Consider the following 23,398-nt stretch of genomic DNA (forward strand, 5'->3'; position numbering starts at 1 on the left):
ATGCGCGCGCCGGTGGCTGGATGTCCAGAGATTTGGGGGCGCGTGCGCGCTGCCGATCAGATGCCGAGAACGCCCCGCGCGCGCAGGTCCTCCACCACCCGTGCGGCGAGCGCGTCGGCGTCCTCCGTCGTGGTGTCGAGCCGCAGGTCCGGCGTCTCCGGCCGTTCGTAAGGGGAATCGACGCCGGTGAAGTTGCGCAGGCTCCCGGCCTGGGCCTTGGCGTAGAGCCCCTTGGGGTCGCGCCTCACGCACTCTTCCAACGGCGTGTCCACGAACACTTCTAGGAACTGCCCTTCCGGGAACAGGGCCCGCAGGGCCTCCCGCTCGGCCCGGAAGGGAGCAATGAAGGCGCAGAGCACGATCAGCCCGGCCTCCGCCATCAGCTTCGCCACCTCCCCCACGCGCCGGATGTTCTCGACCCGGTCGGCGTCGGTGAAGCCGAGGTCGCGGTTGAGCCCCAGCCGGACGTTGTCTCCGTCCAGCATCATGGTGTGGTGGCCGAGTGCGTGCAGCTGCCGCTCCAGCCGGTTGGCGACGGTGGACTTGCCGGCCCCTGACAGGCCGGTGAACCACAGGACCGCCGGGCGCTGCCCCTTGGCCGCGGCACGCTCCGCCGCCGAGACGGCCAACTCCTGGCGGTGCAGGTTGGCGGCGCGGCGCAGCGGGTGCAGGATCATCCCGGCGCCGACGGTCCGGTTGGAGAAGCGGTCCACCAGGATGAAGGAGCCGGTGTGACGGTTGGCCGCGTAGGCGTCGAAGGCTATGGGCGCCGCCGTGGACAGGTTGCACAGGCCGACCGCGTTCATGACCAGCGTCGCGGCGGCGGTGTGCTCCAGCGTTTCCACATTCACCGCGTGGCGCAGCGCGGTGACGGTCGCCGGCATCCAGCGCGCGCCGACCCGCATCAGGTAGGAGCGGCCGGGGATCAGCGGCTCCTCGGCCATCCACAGCAGGTGCGCGGCGAACTGGTCGGCCACCTCCGGCGACGCGCCCGCGTCGTCCTCCGCGCCGGCCAGCAGGTCGCCGCGCGCAGCGTCCACCGCCTCCTCCAGCGTCACGGTCACCGCGTCGCCAGCCCGCGCCAGCGGCCGGTCGCCGTCGAAGGTGACGACGCGGGCGACCCGCGCGCGCCGCCCCGACGGCCACACCGTCACCGCGTCACCCGGCGCCAGCCGGCCTGACAGCAGAGTCCCGGACAGGCCGCGGAAGTCCGCATTCGGACGGTTCACCCATTCCACCAGGAAGCGCAACGGCCCGGCGAGCGCGTCCCCATCCTCGACCGCCGCCGTTTCCAGATGCTCCAGCAGGGCGGGGCCCCGATACCAGTCCATGGCGGCGGAGCGGTGGACGACGTTGTCGCCGCGTCGCGCCGACAGCGGGATCGCCGTCACCGTGGCGAAGCCGAGCGGGGCGGCGAAATCCGCAAAGTCCTGCGCGATGGCGGTGAAGACCGCCTCCTCGCAGCCGGCCAGATCCATCTTGTTGATCGCCAGCACGACGTGGCGGATGCCCATCAGGGAGCAGACGACGGCGTGGCGGCGCGTCTGCGTCAGCAGGCCCTTGCGCGCATCGACCAGCAGCACCGCGAGGGCGGCGGTGGAGGCGGCGGTGGCCATGTTGCGGGTGTACTGCTCGTGCCCCGGCGCGTCGGCGACAATGAAGCTGCGCCGGTCGGTGGCGAAGAAGCGGTGGGCGACGTCGATGGTGATCCCCTGCTCGCGCTCGGCCTCCAGCCCGTCCACCAGCAGCGAGAAGTCGATCCCGCCCTCCTCGTCGGTGCGGCCGCGGCTGTCGCGCAGCACCTGCGCCAGCTGGTCGTCGGGCACCAGCCCGGCGTCGTGCAGCAGCCGGCCGATCAGCGTGGACTTGCCGTCGTCCACCGACCCGCAGGTCAGGAAGCGCAGAAGTCCCCGCGAGGGAGTGGACGTGGATGCGGGATTGTGTCCGGTGCCGGCGCTCATCAGAAATAGCCCTCGCGCTTCTTGCGCTCCATGGAGGCGGGCTCATCGCCGTCGATCAGGCGACCCTGCCGTTCGGAGGTTCGCGACGCCCGCATCTCCGCGATGATGTCCTCCACCGTTTCGGCGCTGGACTCGATGGCCCCGCTCAGCGGGTAGCAGCCGAGCGTGCGGAAGCGGACCCGGCGCATCTCCGGCGTTTCGCCGGGGTTCAGCGGCAGGCGGTCGTCGTCCACCATGATCAGGGTGCCGGCACGATGGACGACCGGGCGCTCCGCCGCGAAGTAGAGCGGCACCACCGGCAGCCCCTCCGCCGCGACGTAGCGCCAGACGTCCATCTCGGTCCAGTTGGACAGCGGAAAGACGCGGACCGACTCCCCCGGCCGGATGCGCGTGTTCCAGAGACGCCACGGCTCCGGCCGCTGGTCGCGCGGGTCCCAGCTGTGGCTGGCGGTGCGGACGGAGAAGACGCGCTCCTTGGCGCGGCTCTTCTCCTCGTCGCGCCGCGCGCCGCCGATGGCGGCGTCGAAACCATGCTGGTCGAGCGCTTGGCGCAGCGCCTCCGTCTTCATGACGCGGGTGTGGACGGCGGAGCCGGAGCGGATCGGGTCGATCCCCCGCGCGACGCCCTCCCGGTTCATGTGGACGATCAGGTCCAGTTCCAGCCGGCGTGCCGTCTCGTTGCGGAAGGCGATCATGTCGCGGAACTTCCAGCCGGTGTCGACGTGGAGCAGCGGAAAGGGCACTCGTCCGGGATGGAAGGCCTTGCGCGCCAGATGCAGCAGGACGCCGCTGTCCTTGCCGATGGAATAGAGCAGGACCGGCCGGGCGAAGGCCGCCGCGACCTCGCGCAGGATGGCGATCGATTCCGCTTCGAGCAGTCGCAAGTCATCCGGCAGGTTCGGCATTGGATTCCTAAACAAACATGTGGCCTGAAAGCAGACGAACCGAACAGACGGACGGTCCGAACAGGCGGATGGAGAGGCCGGATGAACAACCAAGACGGGCTGTTGCCGGGCTTACCGCAACGTGAGCCAGTGTGCCAAGAACTTTGGCGGGTTCGCCCAGTTTTGTTACCGTCCCACTCCGGAGGGAGGGCGCAGCCGCGCCAGCAGGCCCGCCAGCCGACCGATGGCCAGCCCCGTGAGGAGGCGTGCCGCCACCCCGCGGAAGGCCCGCCCGCGCGGCGCGCGGCGCAGCAGGGCGGCCAGCAGGCGGCGGCCCGGCCGCGGCCCGGGCAGGAAGGTGTCCACCGCTGTCCGCTGCGCCGCGCTCTCCGGTCCGGCCCCCGGCGTCTCCGTCGGACCGACGCGCCGGCGCAGCGTTTCGGCGAAGGCGGCCCGGCAGACCAGCTCGGCATCCGGCAGGCCGATCAGCAGGTGCAGCGGCTTGGCCAGCCGCCGGCGGGCCGTCGCCGACTGGGCTGCGAGTGCCAGGGCCGGGGCGAGGGCGAGGGCGGCGGCCAGCTTGGCGGCCAGCCGCAGGCCGGGGCGGCGCCGGTAGCCCAGGCTGTTGGCCCCGTGCTGGACATAGTCGCCCAGCGACTGCGGCAGATAGGCGATCGTGCCCTCCGCCGCGGCGCAGCAGGCGATCCAGTGGTCGTGGTAGGCGCCCCGGCCGAGCGCCGGGAAGGGCAGGGCGAGCCGCAGAAGCGAGGTCCGGAACAGGCAGGCGCAGCCGGTGACGGCGTTGGCCATCAGCAGCGCGTCGAGGCTGTCGTGGCGGCTGTCCAAGCCGGGCCAGAAGGTCTCCGACACGACCCGGCCGGCGCTGTCCACCACCCTCATGTTGCCGAAGGCGAGGACGGTCCCGCCCGCCCGGCCATCCGCCAGGGCGCTCACCAGGGCGGCCAGCCGGCCGGGAGCCCAGCGGTCGTCCTGGTCGGCCAGGGCGACGAAGTCCGCCTCGGCCGGGACGCGGCCCAGAGCACGTTCGAAGTTGCGGTAGAAGCCGAGGTTGACGCCGTTGCGCACCGGGCGGAAGCGATCGTCCCCGGCGGTCGCCTCCAGGATGTCCCGCCAGTGGGCATCGTCGGAACCGTCGTCCTCGATCAGGCACACCCAGCGTTCGTGCGTCTGGGAACGGATGGAATCGACTTGCGCCCGGAACAGGGCCGGGTCGGGGTTGTAGGTGGCCATGGCGATGGCGACGAGCGGCCCGCCTTCGGGCGGCCGGTCCTGTTGTGTCCCGTTCTCCTGTGACCCGGCCGGCGGCGGGGGCGCCGCATCTTCCACGGCGACTGGGCCTGCCGGCCATTCCTCCCGCGTGCCGTCCGTCCATTCCAGCGCCAGGATGGCGCTCTGCGTCCCGCCTTCTGCGGTCGCCGGCAGCGTGGCCAGCCCCCAGAATCCGCAGGCCAGATCCGGCTCGACGCCGTGGCGGCGTTGCGCGGCCTCGGCGTCGAAACGGAGCGTGTTCAGTTCCGCGGCCGGGAAGCGCGCCGTGCCGACCACCACCGCGGCGGCGCGCAAGCGGGCGCCCGGGCGGCGAGCCCATCCGGAAAAGCCCCAGACCAAGTCGCGGTGCGGCGGAACGCGGGGAGGCAGGCCGGGATCGAGATGCAGGAGGGTGGCGGACATTCCTCGGCCTTCGGCGGAACCGGCCTCGGCCTTCGGCGGAACCGGTGCGGTGGTGTCGGGGTGGGTGGGGGCGCGCACTCTAACAGCCCTCCGGTGGCGAGGCGAGGACGCTTCGCGATTCCCAAGAAAGCCTGCGTTGTGCTTCTGTCCAGCCGGGCCCGGCCCGAGGGATCACGGAAGAGGATAAGGCAGATGTCCAGCGGCACGTCCATCGGCCGCCGGCTCCCCGCGCGGGCGGGGGTCGCCGTCCGGCTGGAGCCCCTTCTGATCACGGTCCTGGCCATCGCCTACGGCCTGCTGTTCGGCGGGCTGCTTCTGGCACGGACGCCGCCCTTCGCCGGCCAGGACGAGGCCTTCCACTGGCAGCGCGTGCTGCAGATCGCCGATGGGCATCTCCTGGCGGAAACGCTGGGTCCCAACGCCTGGGGCGGGCCGATCGACCGGGCCGGCTATCTCCAGATGCTCTACCACATCGACCGGATACAGAAGCGCGGACCGGTCGATCCCGCGGAGGCCCAGGCCCTGTCCGACCATCTCGCCGCCCAGCCGCGGTCCCTGGAGATGGTGGCCTTCCCCAGCTCGGCCAGCTTCGCGCCGCTCGCCTACCTGCCGCAGGCCGCAGGCGTCGCCGCGGGGCGCGCCGCCGGGCTGGGCCCGCTCGGCCAGATGCAGGCGGGGCGCGTCAGCAATGTCGCCGTCTACGCCCTGATGGTCGCCACGATACTGCGGGCGCTTCCGGGGGGGCGGGTTGCCGTCCTGGCCCTCGCCCTGTCGCCGGTGGCCCTGCAAAGCGCCTGCTCGCTGAGCGCCGATCCCCTGAACCTGACCTTGCCCATCCTGATGCTGGCCCTGGTCTGGCGCCTGCGCGAGCGCGGCGCGCCGCTCGGCTGGGGGGGCTGGGCCGGGCTGGTCGCCCTGTCGGCGGCGTTGGGCCTGCTCAAGCTCACCATGGCGCCCTTCGCCGGAGCGGTTCTCTACCTGCCCACGGCGGTCGCCGGGGGCTCCTGGCGGTCGCGCCTTGGGCTGGGCGGCCTGTGCCTCGCCGTCGCGCTGGGCGTCGCCGTGCTGTGGAACGCCGCCTATCCCTTTGTCCCGGGCCCCTACTGGGGCACCGCCGCCGATCCGGCGGCGCAACTCGCCGGCCTGCGCGCCGACCCTCTGGACAGCCTGCGGGTGTTCGCCACCACGGTGCGCGACTGGGCGGTGATGTGGTGGCGCGACGGCTACGGGCGCTACGGCGGCCATCCCCAGCCCTGGCACGGCTACGCGTCCGACCGTTGGGTGCTGCCGGCCTTCTGGGTTCTGCTGGCCCTGTCCCTGTGCGACGGCGCGCGGCGGCGCGACCTCGGCTTCGCGGCCGGCTGCCTGATTCCGGCGCCGGGCTACGCGCTGCTCCTTCTGGTGGCCTTCTGGGTCGGCTACACGCCGGTCGGCGCCGCCACCGTGGATGGTGTCCAGGGGCGCTACTTCCTGCCCATGCACGCGCTGGTCCTGCTGGGACTGGCCGCGGCGGCCGGCGCCTGGAGTCCGGCCGGGGCGCGCGGGGGCTTGCGCCTCGCCCTCTTCGCCGCCGCCCTCGCCCTGGGTGGGGCCGTGCTCATGGAGGTTCTGGACGTTTGGCGGAGTCTCTGGCCCGTCGGCGTCTGTTGCGGAGGCTGAGGCGCGCCCGACGGCCGTGGGCCATCGGAAGGGCGGCGGGAAACGGGTGGCCTGCGATGGAGCGCGGCGTCAGCGTGGTTGCCTGTCCGTTGCGTATTCTGCTATTGCGGCTTTACTCCCTCTCCCGGTCGATCCGGGCCCCTTGCAGGTTGTGAGCAGATGCACATCGACTGGAACACCAGCAGCGCCGCGCCCATCGACGCGGTTTGCCCGGCCTGTGCCGACGCCAGCCCGAAGTCCGTCCGCCTGACCGTCCAGTCGGCCGTCCCGCCCAACCCGCTGCTGCCCCTGGCCCTGTGCGGCCACTGCGGCACCGCCTTCTTCCCGACGCTCCAGCAACCGGAATATGAGACCGCGCAGGCGACCGACGCCGCGCTCGCCTTCTACCTGGAGCAGGGGGCCGGCATCGACGTGATGGCCGAGCCGCTGGCCGCCATCGACCCGTCCAAGGTCCGCCGCTACCTGGAGATTGGCTGCGGCTTCGGCTTCTCGCTCGACGTCGCGCGGACCGTCTTCGGCTGGTCGGTCCAGGGCATCGACCCCGGTTTCGCCGCCCGCGCCGGGCGCGACCTGCTGGGGCTGGACATCTCGTCCATCTACCTGCGCACGCCGGCCGACGCCGGGCCCGACCCCTTCGACCTTGTCCTCTGCTCCGAGGTGGTCGAGCACATCTTCGAGCCGCTGGGCTTCCTGTCCATCCTGCGCGGCGTGCTGGCGCCGGGCGGCACGCTGCTGCTGACCACGCCCAACGCCGGCGCAATCGCACCCGACACCCCCGCTGGCGTCCTGGTGCCGCTGCTCAGCCCCGGCTACCACGTCACGCTCTACAGCCGCGAGGGCTTCGCGGCGCTGCTGCGCCGCGCCGGCTTCACCGCCGTCTCGGTGTCCGAGCACGGGCCGACGCTGCGCGCCACCGCCGCGATGACGGAGGGAACGGCCGACCTGTCGCGCCGGTTCGACCGGGCGCGCTACCTCGACTATCTCGCCGAACGGTCGAGGACCGTCGCCGCCGACACCCCGCTCGGCCTCGGCCTGCGCTACCGCCGCTTCAAGGAGCTGACCCACGCCGGCCGCTTCGCCGAGGCGCGCGAGGCGGCGGTTCCGGTGCTCGAGGCCTGCCGGGCGCGCTGGGGCCTGGAACTGGACAAGCCGGACGCCCTGCCGTCGATGGCCGACTGGCCGGCCGACATCGCGGGCTTCCACGACCGCGCTCCCTTCAGCCTGTGCGGCATCCTCTACTGCCTGGGCATGGCGGCCTGGCTGCACGACGACGACCGCGAGCGGGCGCGCCTCTGCTTCCAGGCGGCGGGCGAGGCCGGCGAGCGGGCGCGCGCCGCCCTGCAGGCGGCCGGCGCCGACGACGGCGAGACCGACGACCTCGCCTGGCGCGCCCGCGGCCACGCCGCCGGCATCCTGGCCTGGAGCAACCCGCTTGCCGCCGCCACCGGCATCGAACGCCTGTCGCGTGAGCCCAGCTCGATCCTGGGCGAGCGCATGCCGCCCGCCATCCTGACCGGCCTGCGCCGGCAGACCTTCATCGATCTGGTCAACCTGGGCCATTACGCCGCCGCCGACCGCCTCGCCCGGGACGTCGAGGACGACCTTTCGCAGTGGGGAGCGGCGGAGACGGCCTCGGCGGCCTTTGCGCTTGCCATTCTGTCCCTCAACCATCGCAAGGCGCTCAAGACGGCCGCCGGATGGTTCGCCAAGGCGGCCGAGGCGAGCCGCGAGCCGGCTACCCCGCTGCTGTGGCCGGCGCTCTACCATCAGGCCGAGGCCCTGGCCGCCGCCGGGCAGAAGCCCCAGGCGGCCGAGGCGCTGCGTGGCCTCCTCTCCCCCGCCCCGGGCCTGCCGGCGGTGCCGGACGATCTGCGCGACCGTGCCGGGGCGTTGGCCCGCTCCCAGCGGCTTCCCGTTTGACCGCGCTCCCGTTTTTGACCGCGCCAAGGATGGCACCGTCCCGATGACAAGCATTCTGGCCCGTCTTCTTACGCGCGTGCGCATCGGCTTTTTCTGGATGATCGCCCAGATCAAGCTGCTGGGGGGCTATTTCTCTTACGGCGCCAGTTTCTTCCGCAAGGAAAGCTATGTGCACGAACGTTGGGACGGGCACCGGCCTTTGGCTGGCGCGCGCCGGGTGGTGGTGTTCGTCCATTACGACCGGCAGGGCGTGGTCCACGACTTCGTACGGCATTACCTGCGCCAGCTCCACGACATCGGCTTCGCCATCGTCTTCGTGAGCAACGCGCCGCGCCTGATGCAGGTGGAGGCCTTGCAGGAGATCTGTGCCCTGGTCATCCGGCGCGACAACGTCGGCTACGACTTCGGCGCCTACAAGGAAGGCATCGCGGCCGTTCCGGATCTGGGCGCTCTGGACATGCTGCTGCTCGCCAACGACAGCGTCTACGGCCCCTTGTACCATCTGGGCAGCCTGCTGGACCGGATGGGCCCGGAGGAGGCCGATGTCTGGGGGGCGTCCGACAGCTGGGAGCGCTCCTTCCATCTGCAGAGCTATTTCCTGCTGTTCCACAAGGCGGCCCTGACCGCGCCGGCCTTCGCCGCCTTCTGGCGGCAGCTGCGCTACGTCCAGTCCAAGACGTGGATCGTGCGCAAGTACGAGATCGGGCTGACCCGCGCGCTGCGCCGGTCCGGACTGCATTGCCGGGCCGCCTTCCCGTACCGGCAGGCCGCCGCCGCCCTGATCGAGGCGGTGGTGGAGGGCAACGTCACCGGCGACGCGTTGCAGGACCCGGTGCGCAAGCGGTTCATCCAGCAGGTCTTCCACACGATCAACGCCGGCGTTCCGCTGAACGGGACGCACTTCTTCTGGGATTACCTGATCGCCCGCATGGAGTTCCCATTCATCAAGCGCGACCTGCTGCAGAAGAACCCGGCGCACATCCCGCTGCTGAACTATTGGGAACGGGTGGTCCGCAGTTCCACCGATTACGACACCGACCTCATCCTGCGCCATCTGGAGATGTCTCTGAAGAACCGCAGCGTTTGACGCGGTGCCGACGCCAAGCGGGGCGCTGAAAGGAGAACCCACTTTGGCCAAGTTGACAGGAATCAGAGACCTCTCGTAGTCACAATGGGTTGCTGCCGCACGGCACGTCGGGCGGTGGTCCCTTGCGACGCACACGATCGGCGATCATGACCAACACTTCGCATAACGCCCGCATCTTCCCCGTCATCCTGTCCGGCGGTTCCGGGGTCAGGCTCTGGCCAATGTCGCGGGAACAATATCCCAAGCAGTTCCTGCCGCTGTGCTCGGAGCGCTCCATGCTGCAGGAAACCGCCTTGCGGGTCGCCGACCCGGCGCTTTTCGCGCCGCCGCTGGTCGTCTGCAACCAGGAGCACCGCTTCGTCATCGCCGAACAGATGCGGCAGGTCGGGCCGATGCGCGGCCAGGGCCAGGAAGGCGTGCCGGGCGGGGCGCGGATCGTGCTGGAGCCGGTCGGCCGGAACACCGCCGCCGCCGCCGCCGTCGCGGCCCTGATCGTCGCGGAGCAGGACCCCGACGGACGCCTGCTGCTGCTGCCGGCCGACCATGTCATCCAGGACCAGGCGGCCTTCCTGGAGGCGGTGGGCGTCGCCGCGCGGGCGGCGGACGCCGGCCGGCTCGCCACCTTCGGCATCGTGCCGACCGCGCCGGAGACCGGCTACGGCTACATCCGCCGGGGGCTCCCCCTGGACGGGCACAAGGATGCCTACCGCGTCGCGGCCTTCGTCGAGAAGCCGCCGCGGGCGGAGGCCGAGCGGTACCTGGCCGAGGGGGACGTCTTCTGGAACAGCGGCATGTTCCTGCTGCCCGCGCGCCGCTATCTGGAGGAGCTGGAGCACTGGGAGCCGGCCGTGCTCGCCGCCTGCCGCGCCGCGCTCGCCGCGGGGCGCGCCGATCTCGACTTCTTCCGGCTGGAGGAGGAATCCTTCGCCGCCGCCCCGTCCATCTCCATCGACCATGCCGTGATGGAGCGCACCGACGCGGCCGCCGTGGTGCCCTGCGCCATTGGCTGGACCGACGTCGGCGCCTGGTCGGCGCTGTGGGACATCGGCGCCAAGGACGAGGACGGCAACGTTTGCCACGGCGATGCGATCGCTTGGGACAGCCGCGGCTGCTATGTCCGCAGCGAAGACGGCGCGCTCGTCGCCCTGCTCGGCATGGAGGACGCCGTGGTTGTCGCCACCGAGGACGCTGTCCTGGTTGCTGCGAAGGACCGGGCGCAGGACATCAAGCCGCTGGTCGAGCATCTGAAGGCGCAGGGCCGCGACGAACCGCGCCAGCATCGCCGCGTCCATCGGCCCTGGGGCTATTACCAGTCGCTGCACGCCGGCGACCGCTTCCAGGTGAAGCGGCTGACGGTGGCCCCCGGCGCCCGCCTGTCGCTCCAGAAGCACTATCACCGCGCCGAGCATTGGGTCGTGGTGAACGGCACGGCCCTGGTCACCCGTGGCGAGGAGCAGATCCTGCTGCGCGAGAACGAGTCCGTCTACATTCCGCTGGGCACGATGCACCGGCTGGAAAATCCGGGCAAGGTGCCGCTGAACCTGATCGAGGTGCAGTCCGGCGCCTATCTGGGCGAGGACGACATCGTCCGTGTCGACGATCATTACGGCCGCCCGTGACGGGGGGGCCGTGACGGGGGGCCGTGAGGGCAGGGCTGTGAGGAGGTGGTTGCCGCGGTTCGCGCCGCGCTCAAATTTTGCATCGATTTTTTGACGTCGGGACGCCATAGGATGGGCCTCCGCCACGGAAAATCCGTCAAGAAGCCCGCCGCATGCCCCCGACACCGATCAGCCTGCCCGACGGCGCCGTCATCCTGTCCCTGATGTCGCCGGGATTCGACGCCGCCTACCCGCGGGTGGTCAACAAGGAGCTGATCCCCCCCGACGTCCTGCAGCCGATGGAATGGGCGTGGACCACGCGGCGTTTCCCGGAGCGCCCGGTCCGCGTCCTGCGCCTGACCGACGTGTGGGTGGCCAAGGAAGGGCTGGTGTTCGACCGTGACGGGACCCTCTACCGCGAGACCATCACCCAGCATTCCATGGGGGAGATCGAGCAGGCCCAGGCCGCGGTGCTGGAGGCGATCGGGCGGGGCGGCCCGGCGGCCGAGCCGGACGCCGGCGGCCCGGTCCTGCTGTGCAAGAAGCGCGGCATCGGCAACTACGGGCATTGGCTGATGGAGATGCTGCCCAAGGCGCAGCTCGTCCACCATCACCTGCCGGAGCTGGAGGCGCGCTTCCTCGTCGCCCACGCGCCGGGCCAGTTGAACGACACAATGGCCTTCTCCCTGTCCATGCTGGGCGTCGACCTGGCCCGGACCATCGTCGCCGACGACACGCCCCGGCGCTTCGCCGACCTGCTGCTGGTGGACGGGCTCAGTGAGCATGGCGGCTACATGTCGCCGCTCGTCCTCGACAGCGTGGAGGCCCTGGCCGCCCGCGTCCCGCCGGCGGGGGCGGAGCGGCTGTTCGTCACCCGCCGGTCGACCGGCTTCCGTCGCGTCGTCGGCGAGGACGATCTGATTGCCCACGCCCAGTCCCGGGGCTACGCGCCGGTCGACCCGGGCGCCCTGACGCTGCCCCAGCAGGTGTCCCTGTTCAAGGGGGCCAGGCGGATCGTCGGCGTCATGGGGGCGGCGATGACCAACATCGCCTTCGCCCCGCCCGGCGCGCGGGTCGTGACCCTGACGCCCGCCGGCATGCCCGACACCTTCTTCTGGTTCATCGCGACGCTGCGCGGCCTCGACTACGCCGAGGTTCGCTGCCCGCAGAGCGGCCCCGTCCTGGGCGTCATGCCCTGGGACACCGACCTGGTCCTGTCCGCCAGGGACCGGGAGCGGATTTTCGCGGATTGAAGCGGGAGCATGATGCGATGACCACGCACGGGGCGTTCGCGTTCTTCATCGAACGCATCGAGGTCGGGACCGAGCTGCGGGTCGAAGGGTGGGCCTTCCACGACCGGCACGGCCTCTGCGGCTTCGACGTGGTCGTCGACCATGGCAACCGCCCGCCCGCCCTCCACGTCCAGCGGGGGATCGGCCGGCGGGACGTCGCCCTGGCCCTCGGCGAGCCGATGGCGGAGCGTTCGGGCTTCGTGGTGGTGGCGGCGCTGCCGCCGGGCACCTCCGCCGTCGCCTTGCGGCTCAGCGCCGGGGCGGAGCGGGAGGCCGTCCCGTTGATGCTGCGCACGGGCCTGTCGCTGCGCAGCTGGGAGGTGGGTTGCGAGCGCGCGGTGCCGGCGGTGGAGCACCGCTTCCTGACCGAGCGCGGCCTGCGCTACGCCGCTGCCCTGCCGGCGCCGCTGACCCGCGCGCGCGCGGCGCTCGGCCTGTTCGGCGGCGCTCCGGGGGCCGGTGCGCCGGCCGCCGCCCCGCTCCCCGCGCCGCTGGCCGCCCCCGTGTCCATCGTCGTGCCGGTCTACGGCGGCAAGGCCTTCCTGACCCCGCTCGTCCACGCGCTGGTGGAGACGGTGGAGCCGCGGCACCGCATCGTGTTCGTCGACGACGGCAACCCGGACCGCAGCATTACGGCTTTCCTGGTGGCGCTCGGCGTCTCGCTCGACCATGTGACGGTCGTGGTCAAGCCGCGCAACGAAGGCTACCTGAAGGCGGTGACCGATGGGATGGAGGTGGCGACCCGCCTCAACCCGGACGGCCACATTGTCCTGCTGAACACCGACGTGGAGGTGCCTGCCGGCTGGCTGGAGCGGCTGGTCGGCCCGATCGAGGCGAGTCCGTCGATCGCCAGCACCACCCCGTTCACGAACGCCGGCACCATCTGCGGCTTCCCCACCATGCCGGAGGACAACCCGCCGTTTCTCGACGCCCCGATCGGGGAGATCGATGCCGCCTTCGCGGCCATGGCCGGGCTGCCGCCGGTCGAGGCGCCGACCGGCGTCGGTTTCTGCATGGCCCTGAACCGTCGAGCGCTGCGGGAAATCGGCTTTTTCGACGGGGCGGCCTTCGGGCGCGGCTACGGCGAGGAGGTGGACTGGTGCCGGCGCGCCATGAGACACGGCTTCACCAACGTGATCGTGCCCGGCCTCTACGTCCACCATCGCCACGGTGGCAGCTTCCCCAGCGCGGAGAAGGCGGCTTTGGTCGAGGCGTCCGGGGCGGTGATCCGGCATCGCTACCCGGAGTTCGACGCGGAGGTGCAGGACTTCATCCGCGCCGACCCGCTGCGCCCCATCCGGGCCGCGGCGGCCGCCTGTGTCCTGGCGATGCGGGGCGCGCCCGGGCGCCCGCGGACGGTGCTGCTGTTCGACCATCCGGGCACGGGCGGGGCCGCCACCTTCCGCGCCAAGGAGGTCGCGCGCCTGCAGGCGCAGGGTCAGTCGGTCCTGCTGGTGCGGCCAACCGCCGAGCCGGTTCTCGGCATGCCCGAAGGCGCGCTGGACATCGAGCTGCTGCACGGGGGCACCGCCTTCCGCTTCCCCGCGAACGACCTTGCCGACCTGGCCGCCCTGGCCTCCGCGCTGCCGCTCTCGGAGATCGTGGTCAATTCCCTGGTCGGCTACGCGGACGTGGACAGGGCCATGGCTTTCGTCCGGACGCTCCGGCAGGGCGGCGATGGGCGGGTCGTGCCGCTGAGGCTGCTGCATCACGACTATTTCCCGGTCTGCCCCTCGTTGAACCTGATCGATTCCGAGGACCGCTACTGCGGCGTGCCGACGCTGGAGCGCTGCCGGACCTGCGCCCCGGCGAACGCGCACACCCGCTGGCGGGAGGGAAGCGCCGTCGATCCCGGATCCGATTCCGGGGCCGATCCTGGGGCCGATCCTGGGGCCGCCGCCATCCCCGGCACGGACTTCGACATGGCCGCCCGCCGCCGGGCGTGGCAGGAGCTGTTCGATCTGGCCGACCGCCACATCGTCTTCTCGCGGAGCGCGCTTGCCGTTCTGCGCCGGGCCTTCACGCTGCCGGACGAGCGGGTACGGATTATCCCTCACTTGGCCGACCATGTGGCCGTGAAGCCCCTGCCTCCGCCGGTTCCGGGGCCGGTCGTCCGCGTCGCCGTTGTCGGCGGCCTCAACGTCGCCAAGGGCGCCGCGATGCTGGCCGGGATGGTGCGGCTGGCGGAGGCGCACCGGCTGCCGGTCCAGTTCGAGCTGTTCGGCAACATCGACCGGCGGCTGGATTCGGCGCATTTCCACGACAACGGCCGCTACGAGCCGGAGCAGCTTCCCAGGCTTCTGGCCGAACGGGGCTGCCACGCGGTCTTCCTGCCGTCGATCTGGCCGGAAACCTACTGCTACGTGCTGGATGAGATGGTCGGGCTGGGCCTGCCGGTCGGCGCCTTCGACATCGGCGCACCGGCCGAGCGGCTGCGCCATTGGCCGAACGGTTTCATCGTGTCGCCGATCGCACCGGAGGCGGCCCTGTCCGCCTTGCTGCGCGTGAAAGGCCTGCGGTGACCTTTTGCAGGCCGATGCCATGACTTGCCGGCATCATGCCGCTTCTCCGCTCATCCGCCGGGAATGTTTCTGGATTTTAACAATACTCATGAACTGTTTTATTGAATTTTTTACCTTTATGCCGGATGGTGCCGGTGCCTAGGGCACTTGGCGTAACTAGGTTATGACAAAGGCTATTATGACTGGGGAAGCCGGAGACGGGGCGTGCAAGAACGCTTCTTCGCATGTTCGCGGTGAAGGAAGCCAATCCCCCTTCGTCACCATCCCCAGGCGTCCACACATCCTTCGCATGCTTCCGAAACGCCGGAGCCCCGACCGAAAACGGCGGGCTGCTGTAATAACTTTTGGTAGGCCCGATTGTGGGCTTTGAGAAATTCAAAAATACAGAAAGTATATTGGAAGAAGTTCTTCATTTCCAAATAAGGCCATGTATGGCTGAAAATTGAAAAGCACGAGAGCCAAGAGTCGAGGCGGGAAAATTTAAGGAGAGTGTGCTATGAAAGCGGTTATATTGGCGGGCGGTCTGGGTACGAGAATATCTGAAGAAACGGCAACCCGGCCGAAGCCTATGGTCGAGATTGGTGGCCGCCCTATACTTTGGCACATTATGAAGATGTACTCATCCCATGGCATCAACGAGTTTGTTGTCTGTCTGGGATACAAAGGATATTTCATTAAAGAGTATTTTGCGAACTATTTTCTGCACATGTCTGACGTGACCTTCGACATGCGCGCGAACGGCATGGAGATTCATCAGAACTACGCCGAGCCGTGGCGCGTCACGCTGGTCGACACGGGCGAGGAGACGATGATCGGCGGGCGCATCAAGCGCATCCTGCCCTACGTCGAGGCCGACGAGGCGTTTTGCCTGACCTACGGCGACGGCGTGGGCGACGTCGACATCCGGGCCGGCATCGACCTGCACAAGCGCGAAGGGCGCCTGGCCACGGTCACGGCCGTGCAGCCTCCCGGCCGCTTCGGCTCGCTGCGCTACGAGGGGACGCGGGTCATCGCCTTCGAGGAGAAGCCCCTGGGCGACGGCGGCTGGATCAACGGCGGCTTCTTCGTCCTGTCGCCGCAGGTCGGCCGCTACATCGACGGCGACGCGACCGTCTGGGAGCGCGAGCCGCTGGAACACCTCGCCAAGGACAACGAGCTCAGCGTCTACTTCCACCACGGCTTCTGGCAGCCGATGGACACGCTGCGCGACAAGCGGTACCTGGAAGATCTCTGGAACGGCGGCAATCCTCCCTGGAAAAGCTGGTAAGCCATCCGCTTCCCGCCCGATCAGCCCCACGCCCCGCCTTCGACTGTAGAGACGCACGATGAAGATCCTGATCACCGGCAACATGGGCTACGTCGGCCCGGTGCTGACCCGTTACCTGCGCGCCCGGTATCCCCACGCCGTCATCATCGGCTACGATTCCGGCTTCTTCGGCCATTGCCTGACCGGCGCGGGCCTTCTCCCGGAGGCGCAGGCCGACGTTCAGCATTTCGGTGATGCCCGTCTCCTGCCGAAGTCGCTGCTGGAGGGCGTCGACGCGGTCGTGCAGCTGGCGGCCGTGTCGAACGACCCGATGGGCAACCGCTACGAAGCGGTGACCGACGACATCAATCACCGGGCCGCCGTGCGCACGGCCGAACTGGCGCGCGACGCCGGCGTGAAGAACTACGTCTTCGCGTCGAGCTGCAGCATGTACGGCGCGGCCGAGGGCGGCCCGCGCCGCGAGACGGACCAGCTCAACCCGCTGACCGCCTACGCGCGCTCCAAGGTGGCGACCGAGCGGGGGCTGCAGACCATTGATCTCGGCGGCATGGTGTCCACGGCCCTGCGCTTCGCCACCGCCTGCGGCATGTCGCCGCGCACCCGCCTCGACCTCGTGCTGAACGACTTCGTGGCCTGCGCCCTGGCGGCCGGCGAGATCACCGTGCTGAGCGACGGTACCCCCTGGCGCCCGCTGATCCATGTCGAGGACATGGCGCGCGCGATCGACTGGGCGATCCATCGCGAGGCCGGCAACGGGGGCCAGTTCCTGGCCGTCAACACCGGCTGCAACGAGTGGAACTATCAGGTCCGCGATCTGGCCGGCGCCGTCGCCGAGGCGATTCCGGGCACCCGCGTCAGCATCAACACCGATGCTCCGCCGGACAAGCGCTCCTACAGCGTCGACTTCTCGCTGTACCGGGAGCTGGCGCCCGGCCACCAGCCGCAGGTGTCGCTTGCCGAGGCCATCCTCGGCCTGAAGAACGGGCTGGAGGGCATGAACTTCCGCGACGCGTCCTTCCGCAACTCGCAGTTCATGCGCCTGAAGGTGCTGGAGCGCCACATGGAGGAGGGCCGCCTCGGCGAAGACCTCCACTGGATCCGCTGAGCCACGGGAGCCGACGCGATGAAGTTCCACAAGACCCCCCTGCACGGCGCCCACCTGATCGAGCTGGAGAAGCGCGGCGACGACCGTGGCTTCTTCGCCCGCTTCTTCTGCGAGCGCGAGTTCGCCGAAGCCGGGCTGTGCACCCGCTTCGTGCAGATCAACAACTCGCTCAGCGCCAAGGCGGGCACGCTGCGCGGCCTGCACTACCAGCTCACCCCCGACGCGGAGGTGAAGGTGGTGCGCTGCCTGAAGGGCGCGCTCTACGACGTGCTCCTCGACCTGCGGCCCGACTCCCCGACCTACGGCAAGTGGTTCGGGGCCGAGCTGAACGAGGAGAACCGGCTGATGATGTACGTGCCGCAGGGCTTCGCGCACGGCTTCATCACGCTGACCGACAACACCGAGGCGCTCTATCTGGTCAGCGCCTTCTACGGTCCGGACAACGAGCGGGGCGTGCGGTACAACGACCCGCGCTTCGGCGTGGAATGGCCGATCGCGCCGACCGAGATTTCGGACAAGGATCGCAACTGGCGCGATTTTGATCCGGAATGGCACGGCGTGGAGCGCCTGCGGGGGCTGGTATGAAGATCCTCCTGACGGGCGCCAGCTCCTTTACGGGCTATTGGATCGCCCGGGCGCTGCATCAGGCCGGCCACCATGTTGTCGCCACCCTCCGCGGCGCGCCGGAGGGGTACGACGGCGTGCGCGGCGAGCGGGTGCGCCGCCTGGGCGGGGTCGCGGAGATCGTGCCCGACTGCGTGTTCGGCGAAGCGCGGTTCCTTGATCTCGTGCAGGCCGGCGGATGGGATCTGCTGTGCCATCACGCGGCCAACGTCACCAACTACCGCAGCCCGGATTTCGACGCGGCCGGTGCCCTTGCCGAGAACACCCGCAACCTGCCGGTCCTCCTGCGCCGGCTGGCCGACCAGGGGTCCCGCGGAGTCGTCCTGACGGGAAGCGTGTTCGAGCAGGACGAAGGAGCCGGCACGCAGCCCCTGCACGCCTTCTCCCCCTACGGCCTGTCCAAGGGCCTGACCGACCAGACCTTCCGGTACTGGACGGCGGCCGTCGGCATGCCGATGGGAAAGTTCGTCATTCCGAACCCCTTCGGCCCGTTCGAGGAGCCGCGCTTCTGCGCCTATCTGCTGAAGTGCTGGAGCAAGGGCGAAACGGCTTCGGTGAAGACGCCTCTCTACGCCCGGGACAACATCCACGTCGATCTGCTCGCCTTGTCCTATGCGGCCTTCTGCGCGGAGCTGCCGGAGTCTCCGGGCTTCTACCGCAGGAACGTCAGCGGCTATGTCGAGAGCCAGGGAGCCTTCGCGGTGCGCTACGCCGCGGAGTTGCGGCCGCGCGTCGGTCTCGATTGCCGGGTGGAGTTGATGGAACAGACCGACTTCAGCGAGCCGATGGTCCGGATCAACACCGACCGGGTGGACGCCGCGGCGCTCGGCTGGTCGGAGAGGGACGCCTGGGACGCCATCGCGGCTTATTGCCGGGAGTTTGGCCTGCTGGCTTGAACATGCGCTCGATGCTTGCCTTTCGCAGGGTATCTGAGGCTGTTCTTCGCCGAACACCATCATGACAGACGCTGGGGTCGCGGACGTTCATGAAACTCGTCAAGCCGGTCATAGCCGCGGATGCGGCGGCATCGCGCATCGCGGCGCTTCAGGCCGAACTGGACGAGGCGAAGGCCCAGCGCACGGCGTCTGAGAGCCGGCTGGCCGACGAGCGCCGCCGGGCCATGGACATGGTCGCCGAGACCACCGGCCGCGCGCGGCGGGAGGCGGCGGCCGTTCGTTCGGTGCAGGCGGCGGCAGCGCTTCGCTTCACCCTGGCGGCTCCGCCGGCCCCGCCGTCGGCGGGAGAGGCGGCCCTGATGGACTGGATCGCCGTGTCGGGCCTGTTCGACGAGGCCCATTACGGCGGCCTCTTCCGGCAGCATGGCCTGCCGCCGCCGAACGACGCGCTTCTCCATTTCGTGCGGTTCGGGCTCGCCCTGGGGCTCGATCCGTCGCCGTTGTTCGACACGGCCTTCTACATCCGCCGGAACCCGGACGTGGACCTTTCGGCCTGTCCGGCTTTCGTGCATTTCCTGGCCGTCGGCGGGTTCGAGGGGCGGGACCCCAACCCGATGTTCGACGTGCGCTTTTATCTGGGAATGGATCCCGGATTGGCGGAGCGCGCGAATCCGCTGTTTCCCCAGGCCGCCTGCGTTCTGCAAAGCGAGGCCGTGGCCCGGCGGTACAACCCTCTCATCCATTACGTTCGCGAGGGCGCGGCCGAGGGCCGCGCGCCCTCGCCCTATTTCGACGGCCGCTTCTACACGGACAGCTATCCGGACGCAGCCCCGGGCGTGAACCCGCTCGCTCATTTCCTGGCGGTCGGCCTTGCGCAGGGATGCCAGCCCAACCCGCTGTTCGACGTTCGCTATTATCTGGAACGCCACGCCGACGCCCGTGCGTCCGGCCTCAATCCGGTCGAGCATTACGTCGAGATCGGAACCGCCAAGGGCTGCAAGCCGCATCCCTATTTCGACACGGCCTTCTACCTCGACGCCCATCGGGATGTCGGCGATGCCGGCGTGAATCCGCTGGCGCATTTCCTGACGAACGGACGGGCCGAGGGCCGGTCGCCCAATCCGCTGTTCGACCCGGCCTTCTACCGGTCCTCGGCATCGGCCGACCTGCCGCCCGGGACCGATCCGCTCGACCATTACATGCGGCGCGGCGCGGGGGAGCGGCTCCGGCCGCACGCCGACTTCGATCCGGCCTACTATCTGGACGCCAACGCGGACGTGCGCGAGGGGGGATGCGATCCGCTGGCGCATTTCCTGGACTATGGCGTGTTCGAAGACCGCCGCCCGAACGCCGGTTTCGACCCCGGGGCTTACCGCAACCTGCACCCGGAGCTGCGCGGCTCCGCCGAACCGCCCTTCCTCCATTTCCTGCGCCACCGCGGGCGTTCCGGCGGAACCGCCGGGACGGAAGGCTTCGCGGATCTGCCATGGTGTCACGATGGTCCGGCAGGGACGGCGGCCGGGCTCGGGCGGAAGCCTTTCCGGGTCCTGTTCGTCACCCACATCGCCAACCGGACCGGCGCGCCGCTGTGCATCCTGCGCCTGCTCGAACAGCTTGCCACGCGGCCGGACCTGGACTGCCGGGTCCTGGTGAACGAGGACGGCGATCTGACGCCGCAGTTCGCCGCGCTGGTTCCGACCTTGCGGATCGCGGACGTCGCGGCCGGCGGCGGCGGCGGCGGCGGCGCGCGGGCGGCGGCCATCGATCGTGTGGCCCGGCTGTTCCGCGAGGATTCGACCCGTTGTCTGGTCGTCGTCAACACGGCGGCCTGCGCGGAGTACGCCGAGATGTTCGGACGCTGGGGCGTGCCGGTTCTGGCGTGGCTGCACGAACTGCCGACCTCGATCGAAGCCTTCCTGGACGGGGCTGCGACCGTGGCGCGGATCGACCGGGCGGCGAGCCGAATCCTATGCCCCTCCGAGTGCGTGCGCGACGCGCTGGTCTCCCATTACGCGCTCGATCCCGGCAAGGTCGTGGCGATCCGCAACGGCACCGAGCGTCCGCCGGCCGGTCTCGACCGCACCGCCGCCCGCCGGCGGGTGAGGGAGGAGTTCCGGCTTCCACCCGACGCCCGGATCGTCCTGGGCTGCGGCACGGTGGACATGCGCAAGGGCGCGGACCTGTTCGTCCTTGCCGCCCATTCCCTGCTGTCGGCCGACGCCGGGCGCGCGTCGGACACCTGGTTCGTCTGGGTCGGCGACGGCTACGACGGGCGCTTCCGCCGCTGGCTGGAGCATGACGCGGTCCGCCTGGGCGTTGCCGACCGCGTCATCCTGGCCGGGCCGCGGGCCGAGCCGGCACCTTACTTCGCCGCCGCCGATGCGTTCGCGCTCACCTCGCGGGAGGACCCGTTCCCCATGGTGAACATGGAGGCCCTGTCGCACGGGCTTCCGGTCGTTGCCTTCGAGGGAGCCGGCGGGGCCGTGGAGATGCTGGGCGACGGGCAGGGCGTCGTCGTCCCCTACGCGGACGCGCGCGCGATGGCCGTGGCCCTGGGCCGGCTCCTCGCCGATCCGGCGGCCACGCGGCGCCGGGGGGAGATCACGGCGGCGCGGATCGCCCGTGACTGCGGCTGGGACCGGTACGCCGCCCGTTTCGAGGAGCTGCTGGCGCAGGCCTTCCATTACCGCCAACAGCGGACGCTGACGGTTTCCGTCATCATCCCGAACTACAATTACGCCGCCTATCTGCCGCAGCGGATCGAAAGCATCCTGAAGCAGACCCGGCTTCCCGACGAGATCGTCTTCATCGACAACCGGTCCGAGGACGACAGCGTGGCGATCGCGCGCCGCTACGCCGCCGTCTCTCCGGTGCCGTTCCGCGTCGTCGTCAACGAACAGAACAACGGCAGCACCTTCCGGCAATGGCTGCGCGGTTTCTCCCTGGTGTCCGGAGACCTCGTGTGGATTGCGGAATCCGACGATTGGTGCGAGCCGGATTTTCTGGAGCGCGTGGTTCCGGAATTCTACGACGACGCGGTGAAGCTGGCCTTTGCGCAGTCGGACATCGCCGGCCCGAACGGGGAGATCTACGCCCCGGACTATCACGGCTACACGGACGAGCTTTCCCCGACGCACTGGCGCGGCTGGTACTGCGTGCCGGCGGAGGAGGAGGTGGCTCTGGCGCTGAGCCAGAAGAACAGCATTCCCAACGCCAGTGCGGTCGTCTTCCGCCGGCCCGATCCCGGCGCGGTGGAGGCGAAGCTCCTGGAATACCGCCTGTGCGGGGATTGGTGGTTCTACGCGCACACCATCCAGGGCGGCCGGATCGCCTTCGTCCCGCAGGTCCTGAACCATCACCGCCGCCATCCGAAGACGGTCACGCACAACATCGAAAAGGAAGACCGGGCGATCGGCGAGGCCCTGGCCGTCAAGCGGGAGCTGTTCCACACCTTCCGGGTGCCGGCGCAGGCCAAGTGCCGCAGCGTCGCCTGGTCGGCCTACGAGTACGACCGGCTGACCCGGCAGCATGACCTCCGGCGGCCGGGGATGTTCGAGAACCCCGCCTTCGCGTCCGTCCTGTCGGACCTCCACCGCAGCATCCACCCGGACGGTTCCGCGCGGCGGCTGCGCATTCTGACCGTGCTTCCCGACGCCGAGGTGGGGGGCGGGCAGACCGCCGCGATCCGCTTGGCCAACGCCCTGGCCGGAGCGCACGACAGCTTCATCGTCAACGCCCGCCCGGCGCTCTGCGACCCCGATGTCACCGGGCTGGTGAGCGACCGCGTCCTGCCATTGGAAGGCACGCTGGGGATGACGGAGTGGGCCGCCCGGCACGACCATGGCCACAATCCCAACCAACTGGCCGAGGGGCCCGACCGCATCCGCCTGCTGCGCGACCTGATCGCGTTCCATCGGATCGACGTCGTGCTGTCCCATGTCTGGTGGGCCGACCGCTTGGCCCATGCCGTCACCCGTGGCCTCGGCGTCCCCTGGTTCCTGCGGATGCACGGCTGCTACGAGGGGCTGATGACCCATCCGGACTGGGACCCGGAGTTCCACGGCCTGGTGCCGTCTCTGCTGCAATCGGCTTCCGGAATCATCTACTCCACGACGCGCAACCTCCAGGTTTTCAGCCAATACGGCCTGCCGGTGCCAAAGGCGACCGTGCAGCTCTTCAACGGCTTCGATCCGGCGGAAGTGCCCAAGGCGCCCCGGACCCGGCTGCGGCGGGCCGCGGACGAGTTCGTGTTCTGCCTCTGCTCGCGCGCCATTCCGGAAAAGGGCTGGGAGGAGGCGATCGAGGCCGTGGCCGGCATCAACGCCCTGCCGCCCGCGCAACGCGGCGGGAAGCGCGCCCGTCTCGTGCTGGTCGGCGGCGGCCCGTACGCCGACGAGCTGGCCGAGCGCTTCGCCGGGCTGGACGCCGTCGATTTCCTCGGCCAGATGCCCCGCGTGGTGGAGGTGGTGGCGCAGTGCGACGCCGGGCTGCTGCCCAGCCGCTTCCTGTCGGAATCCCTGCCGTCCACCATCATCGAGTATTTCGCCTGCGGCATTCCTGCGGTCACGACGGACAACGGCTCGATCGCGGAGATGGTGTCGGCCGATGGGCGCGCCGCCGCCCTGGTGCTGCCGTTGCGCGGGGTGCTGTCGTTCCAGGCCGGCGATCTCGCGGGATTGATGCTGCGCTACATGACGGAACCCGGTCTCTACGCCGAACACAAAGCCAACGCGCGCTATGTGTTCGACAAGCTGTTCGATGCAAGTCGTGTGGCGGGTGAATACTTGCGGATCATGGAAGAGACATTGCGGAAGAACAAGAAGCTCGTCATGCTTCTTACGGTCTGAGGACGGCGAAGATGAAGCGTGCGCGCTGGATGCGGGCAGTGGAC

At 70.0% G+C, this 23,398-nt stretch carries 14 protein-coding genes; 11 read left to right on the forward strand and 3 right to left on the reverse strand.

The window, feature by feature from the left end; all coding sequences use genetic code 11:
- Positions 1-56: 56 nt before the first annotated feature.
- From cysC to FHW79_RS29105, 3 genes are all read right to left on the reverse strand, one after another.
- Positions 57-1,961, reverse strand: coding sequence for an adenylyl-sulfate kinase (gene cysC / locus FHW79_RS29095; protein ID WP_183182145.1), 1,905 nt, complete (start codon positions 1,959-1,961; stop codon positions 57-59).
- Positions 1,961-2,866: a sulfate adenylyltransferase subunit CysD gene (gene cysD / locus FHW79_RS29100; RefSeq protein WP_183182147.1), complete on the reverse strand. Its 906-nt coding sequence runs from the start codon at positions 2,864-2,866 to the stop codon at positions 1,961-1,963. The genes cysC and cysD overlap by 1 nt, the downstream gene beginning before the upstream one ends.
- Before the next feature lie 165 nt (positions 2,867-3,031).
- Positions 3,032-4,537, reverse strand: coding sequence for a glycosyltransferase (locus FHW79_RS29105; RefSeq protein ID WP_183182148.1), 1,506 nt, complete (start codon positions 4,535-4,537; stop codon positions 3,032-3,034).
- Between the two features lie 192 nt (positions 4,538-4,729).
- On the opposite strand from FHW79_RS29105, the gene FHW79_RS29110 reads away from it, so the two are divergent.
- From FHW79_RS29110 to FHW79_RS29160, 11 genes are all read left to right on the forward strand, one after another.
- Positions 4,730-6,196 (forward strand): DUF2142 domain-containing protein, encoded by a 1,467-nt coding sequence (locus FHW79_RS29110; protein WP_183182150.1) that lies wholly within the window; start codon positions 4,730-4,732, stop codon positions 6,194-6,196.
- 159 nt (positions 6,197-6,355) lie between these two features.
- Complete coding sequence (locus FHW79_RS29115) at positions 6,356-8,116, forward strand: class I SAM-dependent methyltransferase (RefSeq protein ID WP_183182152.1); 1,761 nt, start codon at positions 6,356-6,358, stop codon at positions 8,114-8,116.
- A 43-nt stretch (positions 8,117-8,159) separates the two neighbouring features.
- On the forward strand, positions 8,160-9,203 hold the full coding sequence (locus tag FHW79_RS29120) for a rhamnan synthesis F family protein (protein ID WP_183182154.1): 1,044 nt from the start codon (positions 8,160-8,162) through the stop codon (positions 9,201-9,203).
- A gap of 146 nt (positions 9,204-9,349) precedes the next feature.
- Positions 9,350-10,822: a mannose-1-phosphate guanylyltransferase/mannose-6-phosphate isomerase gene (locus FHW79_RS29125; RefSeq protein ID WP_183182156.1), complete on the forward strand. Its 1,473-nt coding sequence runs from the start codon at positions 9,350-9,352 to the stop codon at positions 10,820-10,822.
- 152 nt (positions 10,823-10,974) lie between these two features.
- Positions 10,975-12,054, forward strand: a complete 1,080-nt coding sequence (locus tag FHW79_RS29130) for a glycosyltransferase family 61 protein (RefSeq protein WP_183182157.1) — start codon at positions 10,975-10,977, stop codon at positions 12,052-12,054.
- Positions 12,055-12,071: 17 nt separating this feature from the next.
- The gene (locus FHW79_RS29135; RefSeq protein ID WP_183182159.1) at positions 12,072-14,615 is read left to right on the forward strand and encodes a glycosyltransferase; all 2,544 of its coding nucleotides are present in this window, start codon (positions 12,072-12,074) and stop codon (positions 14,613-14,615) included.
- Positions 14,616-15,111: 496 nt separating this feature from the next.
- Positions 15,112-15,882 (forward strand): glucose-1-phosphate cytidylyltransferase, encoded by a 771-nt coding sequence (gene rfbF, locus FHW79_RS29140; RefSeq protein WP_183182160.1) that lies wholly within the window; start codon positions 15,112-15,114, stop codon positions 15,880-15,882.
- 58 nt (positions 15,883-15,940) lie between these two features.
- Positions 15,941-16,987, forward strand: a complete 1,047-nt coding sequence (locus tag FHW79_RS29145; protein WP_183182162.1) for an SDR family oxidoreductase — start codon at positions 15,941-15,943, stop codon at positions 16,985-16,987.
- 18 nt (positions 16,988-17,005) lie between these two features.
- Positions 17,006-17,572, forward strand: coding sequence for a dTDP-4-dehydrorhamnose 3,5-epimerase (gene rfbC / locus FHW79_RS29150; RefSeq protein ID WP_094305474.1), 567 nt, complete (start codon positions 17,006-17,008; stop codon positions 17,570-17,572).
- Entirely contained in the window at positions 17,569-18,507 is a 939-nt protein-coding gene (locus tag FHW79_RS29155; RefSeq protein ID WP_183182164.1) for an NAD(P)-dependent oxidoreductase, read from the forward strand. The genes rfbC and FHW79_RS29155 overlap by 4 nt, the downstream gene beginning before the upstream one ends.
- Before the next feature lie 89 nt (positions 18,508-18,596).
- Positions 18,597-23,354 carry a glycosyltransferase gene (locus FHW79_RS29160; RefSeq protein WP_183182165.1) on the forward strand — a complete coding sequence of 1,586 codons (4,758 nt, stop codon included), beginning with the start codon at positions 18,597-18,599 and terminating at the stop codon, positions 23,352-23,354.
- Positions 23,355-23,398: the final 44 nt, after the last annotated feature.

It is taken from the genome of Azospirillum sp. OGB3 (assembly GCF_014192915.1).
GTDB lineage: Bacteria > Pseudomonadota > Alphaproteobacteria > Azospirillales > Azospirillaceae > Azospirillum.

Bases quoted from the DNA above. Each gene is read 5' to 3' on its own strand.
- FHW79_RS29115 (WP_183182152.1), top strand. From the start codon at position 6,356: ATGCACATCGACTGGAACACCAGCAGCGCCGCGCCCATCGACGCGGTT.
- FHW79_RS29110 (WP_183182150.1), top strand. From the start codon at position 4,730: ATGTCCAGCGGCACGTCCATCGGCCGCCGGCTCCCCGCGCGGGCGGGG.
- FHW79_RS29145 (WP_183182162.1), top strand. From the start codon at position 15,941: ATGAAGATCCTGATCACCGGCAACATGGGCTACGTCGGCCCGGTGCTG.
- cysC (WP_183182145.1), bottom strand. From the start codon at position 1,961: ATGAGCGCCGGCACCGGACACAATCCCGCATCCACGTCCACTCCCTCG.
- rfbC (WP_094305474.1), top strand. From the start codon at position 17,006: ATGAAGTTCCACAAGACCCCCCTGCACGGCGCCCACCTGATCGAGCTG.
- FHW79_RS29160 (WP_183182165.1), top strand. From the start codon at position 18,597: ATGAAACTCGTCAAGCCGGTCATAGCCGCGGATGCGGCGGCATCGCGC.
- FHW79_RS29155 (WP_183182164.1), top strand. From the start codon at position 17,569: ATGAAGATCCTCCTGACGGGCGCCAGCTCCTTTACGGGCTATTGGATC.
- FHW79_RS29135 (WP_183182159.1), top strand. From the start codon at position 12,072: ATGACCACGCACGGGGCGTTCGCGTTCTTCATCGAACGCATCGAGGTC.
- FHW79_RS29105 (WP_183182148.1), bottom strand. From the start codon at position 4,537: ATGTCCGCCACCCTCCTGCATCTCGATCCCGGCCTGCCTCCCCGCGTT.
- FHW79_RS29130 (WP_183182157.1), top strand. From the start codon at position 10,975: ATGCCCCCGACACCGATCAGCCTGCCCGACGGCGCCGTCATCCTGTCC.
- FHW79_RS29125 (WP_183182156.1), top strand. From the start codon at position 9,350: ATGACCAACACTTCGCATAACGCCCGCATCTTCCCCGTCATCCTGTCC.
- cysD (WP_183182147.1), bottom strand. From the start codon at position 2,866: ATGCCGAACCTGCCGGATGACTTGCGACTGCTCGAAGCGGAATCGATC.
- FHW79_RS29120 (WP_183182154.1), top strand. From the start codon at position 8,160: ATGACAAGCATTCTGGCCCGTCTTCTTACGCGCGTGCGCATCGGCTTT.
- rfbF (WP_183182160.1), top strand. From the start codon at position 15,112: ATGAAAGCGGTTATATTGGCGGGCGGTCTGGGTACGAGAATATCTGAA.